This is a genomic window from Amorphoplanes friuliensis DSM 7358 (assembly GCF_000494755.1).
Lineage (GTDB): Bacteria > Actinomycetota > Actinomycetes > Mycobacteriales > Micromonosporaceae > Actinoplanes > Actinoplanes friuliensis.
On the sequence record NC_022657.1, the window covers coordinates 9,326,581 to 9,339,925 of the forward strand.

General features: G+C 70.9%; 9 protein-coding genes. 3 read left to right on the top strand and 6 right to left on the bottom strand.

All coding sequences use genetic code 11. The features are described 5' to 3' along the window. Nucleotides 1–513: 513 nt before the first annotated feature. On the top strand, nucleotides 514–4,608 hold the full coding sequence (locus AFR_RS43040; RefSeq protein ID WP_023563147.1) for a hypothetical protein: 4,095 nt from the start codon (nucleotides 514–516) through the stop codon (nucleotides 4,606–4,608). A gap of 81 nt (nucleotides 4,609–4,689) precedes the next feature. Here the strand turns inward: AFR_RS43040 and rplI are convergent, their stop codons facing one another. The 5 genes from rplI to AFR_RS43065 form a co-directional block, all read right to left on the bottom strand. Next, nucleotides 4,690–5,139, bottom strand: a complete 450-nt coding sequence (gene rplI / locus AFR_RS43045) for a 50S ribosomal protein L9 (RefSeq protein ID WP_023563148.1) — start codon at nucleotides 5,137–5,139, stop codon at nucleotides 4,690–4,692. Nucleotides 5,140–5,153: 14 nt separating this feature from the next. Beyond that, nucleotides 5,154–5,393, bottom strand: a complete 240-nt coding sequence (gene rpsR / locus AFR_RS43050) for a 30S ribosomal protein S18 (protein ID WP_007073789.1) — start codon at nucleotides 5,391–5,393, stop codon at nucleotides 5,154–5,156. A gap of 38 nt (nucleotides 5,394–5,431) precedes the next feature. Then, complete coding sequence (locus tag AFR_RS43055) at nucleotides 5,432–5,998, bottom strand: single-stranded DNA-binding protein (protein ID WP_023563149.1); 567 nt, start codon at nucleotides 5,996–5,998, stop codon at nucleotides 5,432–5,434. A gap of 69 nt (nucleotides 5,999–6,067) precedes the next feature. Further along, nucleotides 6,068–6,358, bottom strand: a complete 291-nt coding sequence (rpsF, locus tag AFR_RS43060; protein ID WP_023563150.1) for a 30S ribosomal protein S6 — start codon at nucleotides 6,356–6,358, stop codon at nucleotides 6,068–6,070. A 290-nt stretch (nucleotides 6,359–6,648) separates the two neighbouring features. After that, a complete protein-coding gene (locus tag AFR_RS43065; protein ID WP_148308236.1) occupies nucleotides 6,649–7,644 on the bottom strand; it encodes a hypothetical protein in 996 nt (331 codons plus the stop codon). Between the two features lie 149 nt (nucleotides 7,645–7,793). On the opposite strand from AFR_RS43065, the gene AFR_RS43070 reads away from it, so the two are divergent. Together AFR_RS43070 and AFR_RS43075 are read left to right on the top strand one after the other, a co-directional pair. Continuing rightward, entirely contained in the window at nucleotides 7,794–8,570 is a 777-nt protein-coding gene (locus AFR_RS43070; RefSeq protein WP_023563152.1) for a deoxyribonuclease IV, read from the top strand. Nucleotides 8,571–9,458: 888 nt separating this feature from the next. Further along, entirely contained in the window at nucleotides 9,459–11,633 is a 2,175-nt protein-coding gene (locus tag AFR_RS43075; protein WP_041841608.1) for a hypothetical protein, read from the top strand. 119 nt (nucleotides 11,634–11,752) lie between these two features. Here the strand turns inward: AFR_RS43075 and AFR_RS43080 are convergent, their stop codons facing one another. Further along, nucleotides 11,753–13,297 carry a glycosyltransferase family 87 protein gene (locus tag AFR_RS43080; protein WP_023563155.1) on the bottom strand — a complete coding sequence of 515 codons (1,545 nt, stop codon included), beginning with the start codon at nucleotides 13,295–13,297 and terminating at the stop codon, nucleotides 11,753–11,755. Nucleotides 13,298–13,345 lie beyond the last annotated feature (48 nt).

Sequence of the window (13,345 nt, forward strand, 5' to 3'; positions counted from 1 at the left end):
TCGGGTGAGCGCGACCCCGCACGGGTGACCGGGACCACAAATTCGCCGAAAAAGTCGGTACGAGCCCGGAAGACGACCTGATCCGGCGCGGGTAACCATACGAACCCGCACGTCATCGGCCCAAGCGGGCCGGTGGACGAGCCTCGGGACAACCTGTGGACAACTCGGCTCCTCCTGTGCGTGGCCCTGTGCACAGGCTGTGTAAAACCCCTGGGGATGGTTCGGGGGCGGGGTTGCTGACCAGCGGATTTGTCGTCCCCACCATGTGGAGAGATAAAAACCTGGCCTCCGTGACCAAGCAGTCGCTCCAGGGCGTTGCAGATCGGTCCTTTGCACGTCACGCTTTTGAACGTGGACCAACGGGAGTGGGACTACGGCGCCCGCCTGCCGCGCGAAAGGAGCGCGCCGGACTCCTGGACACCCACAAACCGCCCGGATGATCCCGATTCGTCCGAGAAAGTCCAGCCGACTTCGGGGACCTGGGGCACGGGTTCGCCCGCCGACACGGGCAGCATGCAGCCGATCCCTGAAGCCGTCGCCTGGTCGCTACGGGCCGATGCCTGGGCTCAGCAGAACCCCGAAACGCCCAGTGAGCAGTCCGGCACGCTGAGTCGCTGGTCCGATGTCGCAGCCACCGGTCGCCCCGCGCTGCCGGCAGAAGGCGTCGGCTGGCGCACCCAGACGTCCGAATGGCGCTCCACGACCGAGAGCGCGCGCTGGCGGCAGACCACCGAGTGGCGTTCGGCCTCGGGCACGCACGGCTGGCGCACGACCACGGAGGCCTGGCAGGCCGGTGACGCGGCCGCCACCCCGCCGCAGCCCGAGCTGCCGACCCAACTCCCGGCCATCTCCGGCACCGCCTGGCCGACCCCTCAGACCGACGACCAGACCTCCTCCGGTACGCCCACCTGGCAGCCCGCAGACGCAACACCGTCGTGGCAGCAGCCTCCCGCCGAGACATGGCAGAGCGGTCAGCCACGCGCGACCCCGCCGTGGGAGTCGTCACGCGGCGAGGAGCGCCCGGCGTGGCAGCAGTTCACCGACCCGGCGACCCCGTGGCAGGCCGCCGACGCCCCGCCGCCGCGGCCGCGGGAGCCCGAGAGCAGCCGCCCCGCCTGGGACACCCGTCCGAGCTGGCAACAGTTCGCCGAATCCCCGCGTACGGAATCAGCGACGCCCAGCGCGCCCACCTCGTACTCGGGAAGTTGGTCGACGCCGGTCGACGACGGCCGCCACCTGGTCCGTGAGGATGACCGGGCTGCTTGGCGCCAGTCGGCCGCAGGCCAGGCCGGTCTGAGCGACGGCTCGCCGCAGGTGGGTCGCCGGCGCGCGCCCGATGTGGGGTCACGCACGAGTGGCGGCACGGGCTGGACGGTCCGCTCCGACGCCGACAACTGGGCGGGGCACACCGACACCGGGAGCATGCCCGCGTTCCAGGACCCGGCGGCTGTCGAGCCGACCTGGCGCCGTGACACGCCGGAACCGCCCGCCGGTGACGGCTGGCGCTCGAGCACCACCACCAGCAGCTGGCAGAGCCCGCCGACGACCGACAGCTGGCGCAGCGGCGACGAAGCCCGGCGCGACCAGCCGCGGACGGACAGCTGGCGCACGTCGTCTCCGCCCGCCGACGGCTGGCGGAGCGGTGATGAGGCGCGCGGCGACAGCTGGCGTGACTCCGGTTCGTGGCGGCGTGACCCCGAGCCTGGGCCGCCCGTCGACCCGTGGGCGCAGACCGCGTCCGAGACGGGCGTCATTCCGCTGCCGTTGCAGCCGCGTGAGCGTGACGCCGGCAGCTGGCAGAGCCGCACCGACACGGGCAGCTGGCAGCGCGAGACCGGCACGCCCAGTGGTCCGCCGGCGGGCGAGACCGGCGGCCGGCGTAGCCGCAGCGACACCGGTTCCTGGCAGCGCGAGCCCGAGGTGGGCGGCGCCCGGCAGTCCCGGATCGACCCGCCCTCGTGGCAGACCGAGCAGGAGCCCGGCAGGCGCTCCGACACCGGTTCGTGGCAGCGTGAGCCCGACGGCGGCGCCCGACGCGACACCGGCTCCTGGCAGCGCGACGCCGAGCCCGGCCGGCGAACCGACACCGGCTCCTGGCAGCGGGAGCCTGAGAACGGCGGACTGCCGGACACCGGTTCGTGGCAACGCGGAGCCAACGGTGGGCGCCCGGCGATCGGCAGCCGCCCGGAGATCGGCGGTCCGCCCGACGCCGCGGCACGGCCGGAGTTCGGCAGTCGCACCGAGACCGGATCTTGGCAGCGCGAGCCCGACGGCGGCGCCCGACGCGACACCGGCTCCTGGCAGCGCGACGCCGAGCCCGGCCGGCGAACCGACACCGGCTCCTGGCAACGCGAGCCCGACAACGGCGCAGCGCCGGCGTCCTGGCAGCGCGACGCCGAGAACGGTGCAGGCGCGGCGCCCTGGCAGCGGGGATCCGAGAACGGCGCGAGCTCAGCCCCCTGGCAGCGCGACGCCGACGGCGGCGCGGCCTCCTGGCAGCGCGACGCTGAGAACGGCACGCGGTCCGGCCGGCGGTCCGACACCGGGTCCTGGCAGCGAGAGCCGGAGTTCCGGCAGCCCGAGACGTTCCGCGAACCTCAGCGTGGCGGCGAGATCGAGCGGTGGCAGGGCGCACCGCGCGACGATGAGCCCCGCCGCGGCCCGGAGGCCTTCCGAGGACCCGAGCCTCGGCGCGGCGAGACGGACATGCCGCCCCGGCGCGGTGAGACTGACATGCCGCCCCGGCGCGGTGAGACCGACATGCCGCCTCGGCGTGGCGAGACGGACATGCCGCCGCGGCGCAAGGAATCCGATCTGCCGCCACGACGCGGCAGCGAGGGTATGCCTCGCGGTCCCGAACCGCGCCGCGGCGTGGAAGGCGGCCAGCGCAGCGGTGGGATGCCGCGTGGTCCCGAAGTGCAGCGCGGCCGTCCGGATTCCGACCGCGGCCCGGAGACCGGCCGCGACTACGGCGCCCGGCGGGGGCAGCGCGACACCAGCTGGCAGCGGGAGCTCGAATCCGGTGCCTGGCACCGTGATCCCGAGTCCGACGTCTGGCTGCGCGACAGCGACACCGGCCAGTGGCATCGCGAAGAGCTCGAGGACGACGAAGACGAGGACGATGACCGAGGCCCTCGCAGGGGCCCTCGCGGAGGTGGTAGCGGGCGACGCGCTGCCATCGAGAGCAGCGAAGCTGTCGCACGTCGCAACGGCGACGAGAGCATGCGCCGGGGCATCGACCAGCCCGGTGACACCGGTGGTGGCGGCGGTCGCCGTCGTGCGCCGGAGCCGGGTCCGGCCCGTCTGCAGCTGACGGCGAGTGCCGAGCCTGCGCTCGACCCCGAGGTGTGGCGGCTCGACGGTGATGCCCCGACCCGGCCGATCTCCCCGCAGCCGGCCGCCCGTCAGCGCGAAGCCAACATGCCCATCTCGGCCCAGCCGTCGACATGGCAGCCCACGGCTGACGCGCCGGTGTCGGCCCAGCCGGCCGCGGACTGGCGGCGTGACACCGACCGACCCGTCTCGGCCCAGCCGGCCGCGGATTGGCGACGCGACGAGGTTCGGCCCGTTTCGGCGCAGCCCGGCGCCTGGCAACGCGACGACGACCGTCCCGTCTCGGCACAACCCGGCTTCCCTCAGCGCAACGACGACCGTCCCGGTTACGCCGAGCGCGGCGCGGGCCAAACGGGCTACGTCGAGCGCGACGAGGACCAGCGGCCGGTTTCCGCGCAGCCTCAGACGCCGACGCGACCGGTCTCCTCCCAGCCCGGCGCTTGGCGCGCCGAGGCCCAGGCCGCGGAACGCACCGACTCCTGGCGCAACCAGCTCCGTGCCGAGACCGGCGAGCCCCCACTGCCCGCCGAGGCGGCCACCACCGAGATTCGGCAGCGGATCGAGCCCGGCGCCTGGCGGGAAGCCGAGCGCGAAGAGGGCGCCGGCGGCTCGGCGACCTACCGCGAGGGCAACACCGGTGACTGGCGGCGTGAGCTTCAGACGGGCAGCGATCTTGCCGACGGTGAGTCGCGGCGGATCAGCACGTCGGACTTCGTCCCGTTCCGGCCGCCGTCCAAGAACGGTGCTGCCGCCTCCGTCAAGGTCCCGGCGGCCAACTCGGCGTCCGAGGGTGCCACCGAGGTCATTCAGCGCACCGGGGCGCGCTGGCAGGATCCGCCGGACACGACCTGGCCGCCGCGGGGTGCGGTGGCTTCCTCCGCCGGCACCTACGAGCGTCGGCCGGTCAGCACGCTGCCGTCGCCTTCGGCACGGCAGAACGATCTCCTTGAGCCCGATGAGGACATCGAGGAGGACACCGGCGGTCCGCTCGCGGCCGTGGGTTACACCGTTGTCTGGTACGGCGTACCGGTCGTCCTCTTTGTCCTCTACATGCTGGTGCTGAACGGTGCTCAGCAGGCGCACGCGCTGAGCACGCTCGCGGGAGCGGCACCGCAGTTCGGCCTGTCACTGGTGCTGAGCATGCTTGTAGCAGTGGGTCTGCGCCGGGCCAGCGGGGCCTGGAAGGCGGCCAGTGTCGGCCTGGCGGCGGCGGTCATGGGCGGCGGCCTCGCAACGGTGCTGACCTCGGCCATCACCGGCCAATCACTCAGCTGACAGGCAAAATCAAGCCACAGACCAGAAGAACGAAAAAGCGCGCCGAACCCCGCAGGGCCGGCGCGCTTCTCGTGAGCCGTGTTACTTGGCGGCGACGACGTTCACGGGGAACGACGCGGTCACCTCGGGGTGCAGCTTGACCTGGACCTTGTAAGCGCCCGTGGTCTTGATCGTGGTCGGCAGTTCGAGGCGACGACGGTCCAGGACCGGACCACCGGCGGTCTTCACCGCGTCGACGATCTCGGCCGGCGTGATCGACCCGAACAGGCGGCCACCGGTGCCGGAGCGCGCCGTCAGGGTGACCTTCAGACCCTCGAGCTGGCCCTTGACCTCGTTGGCCTGGCCCAGGTCGCGGATCTCGCGGGCGTCACGCGCCCGCTTGATGACCGTGACCTGCTTCTCGGCGCCCTTGGTCCACTGGATCGCGAAGCCCTGCGGAAGCAGGTAGTTGCGGCCGTAGCCGTTCTTGACCTCGACGATGTCGCCGGGGGTGCCGAGGCCCGACACCTCCTGCGTGAGGATGATCTTCATATCGGTGCCTCCCCTCAGCGCGCCGTGGCCGTGTACGGCAGGAGCGCCATCTCACGGGCGTTCTTGACCGCGCGGGCGATCTGCCGCTGCTGCTGCGAGGTCACACCGGTGACCCGCCGAGCGCGGATCTTGCCGCGGTCGGAGATGAACTTGCGCAGCAGCGCGGTGTCCTTGTAGTCGATGTAGGTGATCCCGTCCTTGTCGAGCGGGTTCACCTTCTTCTTCGGCTTGCGAAGTGCCGCAGCCTTAGCCATAGCTCTTAACTCCTGAAATCACGAAGCCCCGCGGGGGCTCAGAAAGGTGGCTCGTCGTCGAACGAGGAGTTGCTGCTGGCACCGCCGGAACGAGCACCGGAAGCCGGGGCCGCCGTCGCCCACGGGTCGTCGAAGTTGGAGTTGTTGCCGCCTCCACCCCCGCCGCCGTTGCTGGGCTGCCGGTTGCCACCACCGCCGCCGCCGGAGGCGCCGAAGCCGCCACCTCCGCCGCCGCCAGACCGGGACATCTTCTGCACCTTCGCCGTGGCGTAGCGCAGAGACGGGCCGATCTCGTCGACCTCGAGCTCATAGACGGTGCGCTTCTCGCCCTCACGCGTCTCGTAAGACCGCTGGCGCAGCCGGCCCTGCACGATCACCCGAGCGCCACGCTGCAGCGACTCGGCGACATGCTCGGCAGCGTCACGCCAGACGTTGCACGCAAGGAAGAGTGGCTCGCCGTCTTTCCATTCGCCCGACTGCTTGTCCATCGTCCGCGGCGTCGAAGCGATGCGGAACTTGGCGACTGCCGCCCCCGAAGGGGTGAAGCGCAGCTCAGGGTCGTCGGTCAAGTTGCCGACGACCGTGATGGTGGTTTCTCCTGCCATGATCTTCTCCTCGCCGCTTCATGCGTTTCTGCAAGGAGGCTCCCAGAGCCCCCTGACAAAAAACGACCGTCAGCGGGTCTCGGGCCGGATGACCTTGGTACGCAGGATGGACTCGTTGAGACGGAGCTGACGGTCCAGCTCGGCCACGGCCTCCGGCGTCGCCTGCAGGTCGACGACGGCGTAGATGCCTTCGGCCTTCTTGTTGATCTCGAACGAGAGCCGGCGACGGCCCCACACATCGAGCTTCTCGACCGAGCCACCCGCGGTGCGGATGACGTTCAGGTACGTGTCGAGCGACGGGGCTACGGTGCGTTCCTCGAGACTGGGGTCGAGGATCACCATGAGTTCGTAATGACGCAAGACGTTCTCACCTCCTGTGGGCTTGGCGGCCACGGGATTTCCGTGGCAGGAGGTCTTGTGTCGCTCGCAGCAGAAAACCGTGAGCTGAAGCCCACGGTCGACACACTGCGAACCGAGTCAGCATACCCGCGAGCGACCGTGTGCCCAAAAAGGGCCCCGTCCTGTGGACGAGGCCCTTCGAGGTGGAAGCCGCGGGGCGTCCGGTCCGCATTCGCTGGGTGGGACCTGGGGAGGAACGACCACACCGATGAGGTTGGAACGGCCGCCCCGCGGAGCATCTGCCGAGAAGTCTACGCGACAGATGCCCGAGATGCACGTTGCGACACAATTGCCCGAATTGCGGCTACTGCGACGCCCGCCACACTGACGCCGGCGATCAGAGCCAGCAGCCCGATCGGCTGCGACTCCGGCATCGGCCGCACTGCCGCCACCGGCTCCGCCGCCACGACGTCCGTGGGCGGCACGACCGGGACAACCGGCGCAGCCTGCGTCTCGGGCGGGGTCAGTTCCAGACTCGGTACGCCGGGAAGAATCGTCTTCTCGTCCCCCGGTGGCATGCCGGAGAACGCGGGTGCGACTGCTGCGCCCGTACCCCGAAGGGTGGTGGCCTTGGTCTTGACCCTCGGGGCCGCACCACCGTGCGGCATCGCCTGCGCGGCCGTGGTCGCGGCCTGGGCGGCGACGCTGTTGACCCGGGAGGTCTGCGGCCGAACCTCGGAAGGCCGGCCCGCGACCGAGGTCGACGGGCGCTGCGGCTGTGTCGCCGGCGAGACGGAGTCGGGCAGGGAGGAACCGCTGCCGTCCGAGGTCGCCGGGGTGTTCGAGGGTGCCGACGGCGTCTCGGCGGCAGCCGTGTCGGTCGGCGCCGGCATCGGATCGGGCTGAGCCGTCAGTGACGGCGTCGCCGTGACCAGCACCGGCGTGGCCTGGTCGGCGATCGTGCAGTTCGGGTCGAGGGTGACCGCGGTGGTGCCCCGGCGGAAGACGACCTCGGTCGCACCGTCGTCCGGGATGGAACCCTTCGAAGTGCCGTTGATCAGCAACTTTGCGCCGTGACCGGTCCGGTTCACGACGCGGACGGTGCCATCGGCGGGAACCGTCATCGATTCCACGGAGGGCGTGGACTTGCAGGAGAGGCCGAGCACCCCGCCGCCCGCGAAAACCACCTGCCGGGCGCCGCCCTCGAGCTGATCGGCGTTCGCCGTGCCGGTCGTCAGCAGCGCGGCACCGAGCAGAAACCCGCCCAGCGCCACCGCCGTCACACGGTGTCGGACTTGCCGAGACATGCACCATCTCCCTGCTCGACCGATTCGCACCGGTACGTAGGTATGTGTGATCCTCTCGATTAACGACCCGCCGACAAGCACGGTGACGCGGACCGTTGCGGCACGGCAACGGCGGGTGAGCGTCGTACCCACGTCGTAGGCTCGGACCCATGCGCATCGGAGCCCATGTCGACCCCGCCGAACCCCTCGACGCGGCAGCCGCACGCGGCGCCGACGCCGTCCAGTTCTTCCTCGCCGATCCCCAGGGCTGGAAGTCCCCGGCGGCCCGCCCGGACGCGGAGGCGCTCAAGACGTCCGACGTGGACGTTTACATCCACGCGCCCTACGTGATCAATGTGGCGACGCTGAACAACCGCATCCGCATCCCCAGCCGCAAACTGCTGCTCGCCCACGCCCGCGCAGCCGCCGCGGTCGGCGCCAAAGGCCTGATCGTGCACGGCGGCCACGTCAACGCCGGCGACGACATCGCCGTCGGATTCGACAATTGGCGCAAGACCTTCGCGTACGCGGAAAAAGAAGGCGGCCTGCCCCTCCCCATCCTGATCGAGAACACGGCCGGCGGTGACCACGCGATCGCCCGCCGCTTCGACAACCTGAAACGGCTGTGGGACGCCGTCGGTGAGTTCGGAGCAGGCTTCTGCCTGGACACCTGCCACGCGCACGCCGGCGGCGAAGAGCTCCTGGACATCGTCGACCGCGTCAAGTCCATCACCGGCCGCATCGACCTGATCCACGCCAACGACTCCAAGGACACCTTCGACTCGGGCCGCGACCGGCACGACAACCTCGGCAATGGCAAGATCGACCCGGAGTTGGTCGTGGCCGCGATCCGCGCCGCGGACGCCCCGGCAATCGTCGAGACGCCAGGCGGAGTGGAAGGTCAGACCGCCGACATCGCTCTCCTGCGCGAGAAGGCGGGCAGCTAGCCACCGGCACGAGGGAGCAGCATGACGACCGAGCAGCCGCAGGTCGGCGCCGATCCCGCAGCATCCCGGGAGACTCCGCCGCCTGGGCCCGCCAGCCCGACCTCCGAGGTCCCGGCAACCGAAGCCGGCGCCACTGAGCCCGTGCCGGCTGCCGAATCCACGGCAGCTCCCGGTGTCATGCCCGCTGCGTCCTCGGAATCCGCATCGCCGGGCAGCCCTCCGGCAGCGTCCGACTCTCGCCCGGCAGATGGCTCTCCGGAAGCGTCCGGCTCTCGGCCGGCGGTCAGCTCTCCGGACACTTCCGGCCCTTCGCCGCTTGCCGGCCCTTCGCCGCTTGCCGACCCTTCGGCGGCGGTCAGGCCTCCGGGCGCGACGGGTTCGCGGGCCGCGTCCGGCTCTCCGGCGGTGGGCGGTTCTGTGACGGCGGCCGGCTCTTCGGCGGTGGGCGAGGACGAGGCGGTGCCCAAGCGGGTGCGGAGGTGGGCAGGGTTCCGCCGTGGCCGTGCTGCGAAGGCCACACCGCCGACGCCCGGAACGCTGCGCCCGGCAGTCCCGCAGGGTGCCGATGCGGCTCTTTTGTCCAACCAGGACAAGCCAGGTTCCGCCGGGGGCGCGACCGCGGCAGAGACCGAGTTTCCTTCCAACGGCTCGACGATCGATATGCCCGGCGGTCCGGCGCCCGCTTCCGGTGCTGCGAACGGCCCTGGCCTCGCCCCCAAGAGCGATCCGGGTTCCGCCGCGGCGTCCGAAGCCGCCGCGCTCGGCACAGGCCTGAAAGCTGCTACCTCCGGAACGTCTCCGAAGACGGACACCGCGACCAGCACAGATCTGGCGGCGAGCTCCACCTCTCAGGCCGGCACTGACCCCGCCGCCCGCTCGGCGACCGGTATGGACCCGAAGACCAGCGCTGCCTCAAGCACGAACCCAAAGACCGGCCCTCCCACCAGCGCAGACCCGAAAGCTGGCGCTGCGATCGGCGAAGACCCGAAGGCCGGCACCGCAACCAGCACAGATCCGAAGGCCGTCACCGCGACCAGTGCAGGCTCGAAGGTCGCTGCTGCGGCCAGCGCGGACCCGAAGAGCGGCACTGCCTCGACCACAGACCCGAAAGCTGCTGCTGCGGCCGGCGCGGACCTCAAAGCTGGCGCCGCGGGCCCGAAGGCCGGCGACCCTGCAGGGGCCAAAGCTGATCCGGCGACGCCCGGTGAGAAGAACGGCGAGGACAAGAAGGCAACGCCGCCCGGCCGCCGCCGGAAGTCGAAGTTGCCCTCGACCCGTCCGCCCGGCGCCCCGCCGGATCCCTGGACCGCCTTCGCCGAGACGTCGGAGCGCGCCCCGGGCCGGATCCGCCGGGCGACACGAGCGACCGGGCGCGGGCTGATTCACGAATACGCCCTGGTCGTCTACGGTTCGCTGCTGCTTGCGGTGCTGCTGACCTGGCCCACCCTGCGCTACCCGCTGCACACCTTCCCGCAGGACAACTGGGATCCGTCGCGGCAGGCGTGGCAGGTGTCCTGGGCCGGGCACATCCTGATCACCGACCCGGCCCGGCTGTGGCAGTCGAACGCCTTCTTCCCCGAGGCCTACAGCTTCGCGTTCGGGAACAGCCTGCTCGGTTACGCACCCGCAGGCATGATCGGTGAAGGACCGCTGGCGGCGGTCCTGCGCTACAACATCCTCTTTGTCCTTGCGCACGCGCTGCTGGCCATCGGCGGGTACGCCCTGATTCGCCAGCTCGGCGCCGGGCGGACGGGTGCGCTGGTCGGTGCGGTGGCTTTCGCGTACGCGCCGTGGCGCCTGGCGCAGGAGGGCCACCTCGACATCATTTCGGCCGGCGGCATTCCCCTGGCGCTGGCCATGCTTGCGCGGGGGCACGGCTGGTCCATGCGGTACGGGTTCCGCCCGGACCGCCGCCATGCCGGGTGGGCGGCGACCGGCTGGATAATCGCCACTTGGCAGGTCAGTCTCGGGTTCTCGCTGGGTCTGCCGTTCGCCTACGTGCTGGGCGCCATCTTTGTGGTTGTCGCGGCCGCCGTCCTGGTTCGCCGATTGCGCCGCCGCTCGCCCCGCCCTGTCCTCGGGTGGCGTCTGCTGGTCACCGACGGGCTGGGTCTTCTGATCTTCGCTGGTGTCGGGGCGATGATCGCGCTCCCGTACCTGCGGGTGCCGGACACGGGCCCGGCCGGGACCGAGATCAAATTCTTCTCACCGCCGCTGCGAAGCCTGCTGATCGGCCCGGCCGAGTCACGCATCTGGGGCGCTCCCCATGCCGTGCCGCGCGAATCGCTGGGCTGGCCGGCGGAGATGGCGTTGCTGCCGGGCTTTGTCCTCTACGCGTTCGCGCTGGTCGGGCTGGTGTTTTCGGTCTGGCGGATCTGGCAGCGGCTCATCCTGCTCGCGGCGGTCATCCTCGGCGTGCTGCTCACGCTCGGCACCACGTTCTTCGACGGCCGCTGGACCTACCTGCCGCTGTTCGGGCACCTGCCGGCCTCGTTCGGTGTGCGGATCCCGGGCCGGCTCATGGTGTGGGTGACGTTGCTGCTCGCCATCCTGGCTGCCGGGGCTGTCGCCGAGTTCGTCCGCCGGGCCGAGCACCTGGCCGCGCATCGCATGCCGCCGTGGCCGGGCCCGTGGCTGCGCCTGGCGACGCTGATTCCGTTGCTGCTGGTCCTGGTCGAGACCTGGAACGCCACCGCGCATCCGGTCGTGCCGGACCAGCCCGCCTCGATGCGGACGGTCACCGGCCCGATGCTCGTCCTGCCGACCGCGGGCCTGACCGATCAGACCGTCATGCTCTGGTCCACCTCCCGCTTCCAGCAGGTGGCGAACGGCAGCGGCGGGTTTGCCCCGCAGCGCCAGTCCGAGCTACGCCGTTCCGTCGCCGCGTTCCCGGACGCCGCCAGCGTTCAGTACCTGCGAGCTCTCGGCATCACCACGGTCCTGCTGCTGCGTTCCGAGGTCACCGGCACCCCCTGGGAACGCGCCGGCGATGTCCCGGTCGACGCTCTCGGCATCCGCCGCGAAGACCTCGACGACAACTCGGTGGTCTTCCGCCTGAACTGACGCCCCCAAGGACACCACCCGAGGCAGCCGCCATGCCCGGCCAGCGCCAGGCCAGGCCGGGCAAAGGGGAGGCGAGGCGTGAAGACCGCCGCACGCTGACCGAAGCCAACCAGCGTTGATCAGCCGACCGGCGCCGGAGTAGGAGGCGGCGGCGGGGGAGGCGGCGGCGCACTCTCCGACGCCGATTCCACAGCAGCCGGCCGCGGTTCGAGACGCAGCCGCTGTCGCAGCGACGACAACCATCCCGCATCCGGCGCCCCGTCGAACACCCCGCCGTCGGGGTCGTCGGCGTAGGTCTGGCGGACCGGGTCCAGCTCAGGCCGCCAGATCTCGCGGATGACCAGACCGCACAGGATCGCCACCGTGATCAGGCGCAGGCTGGAGGCCAGCACAAACGTGCCCTCGGGGATCACCGGCTTGCCGCCGGCGCCCAGCAACTCCGCGTAGAAGGCCGTGAAGTAGCCGATCTCCGCCACCGACCACGCGATGATCGCCCCCCAGCGCGGGCGGGCCAGGACGATCAGGGGCAGAAGCCAGAGGACGTACTGCTGGGACCAGACCTTGCTGAAGATCAGGAAGGCGGCGACGACCAGGAACGCCACCTGGGAGAGGCGCGGCCGGCGGGGTGCCAGCAGGCAGAGGACGCCGATGGCGGCGCAGGCGAGGAACGTCAGCGCGTACGAGATGTTGTTGAGGACCGGGACGTGGTCGCTGAGCCATTGGAAGGGGCCCTGGTCTCCGGCGACGCCGGTGTTCCATTTCGAGTCGAGGTAGCGGCCGATGTACCAGGACGTACCCCAGTCGATCGGCCGTTCGCGGTTCAGGTTGAAGAAGCGATCCCAGCTGTCGCGGTACAGGATCGCGACCGGGAGGTTGACCGCCAGCCAGGCCACGATCGCCGCGCCGGTCGCCAGCAGGAACTGCGGGACTCGTTTGGAGCGCAGGCCGAGGACCAGCAGGGGGCCCAGGATGAACAGTGGCCAGAGTTTCGCCGCGCCGCCCAGGCCCAGGAGGAAGCCGGCGAGGATCGGCCAGCGTCTGGCCCAGGCATAGAGGCCGAACAGGGCCAGGCCGATGGCGAGGAAGTCCCAGTTCACTGTGGCGGTGACCAGCAGGATCGGTGACAGCGCGAAGATCGCCACGTCCCAGGGTCTGCGGCGCCGCAGGGCGAGCATCATCGCCGCGGAGGCGACCGCCAGGATGGAGAGGACCAGGGCGTTGATGTTGTAGAACCACTTGCCCTGGTTGATGTCCGGGTATTTCTCGCCGAGGGCGTGGACCGGCAGACCGAGCGCACCCATGAAGTACCCGGTGACGACCGGGTATTCGACGGGGTGGTCCTTGTAGGGCACCTTGCCCTCGTTGAGTCCCTCGGCGTAGTACAGGGCCAGCACGTCGGTGTAGCAGAACCTCGTGTACTGGACGTTCTTCTGCCAGTCGCCGTCCTGGCAGGGCGACTTCTGCACCCAGCTCAGCGCGAGCGTCATGCACACCAGCGCGAGGATGATCCGCTGTGCGTTCCAGAACCGGCCGGGCCGGGGTCCGGGGCGGACGGCGTGGTCGCCGAGCGGTCCTCCGATCGCCTGTGACAGCCCCCGGACGAAGCCGTCCGATTCGGCGGGCAGGTCAGGCCGGTCGGCTTCCGGGGACGAAGGCGCGCTCATGCTTTGGCATCATGCCGCATCGCCGGCCCGGACAGGCGACACCCTCCG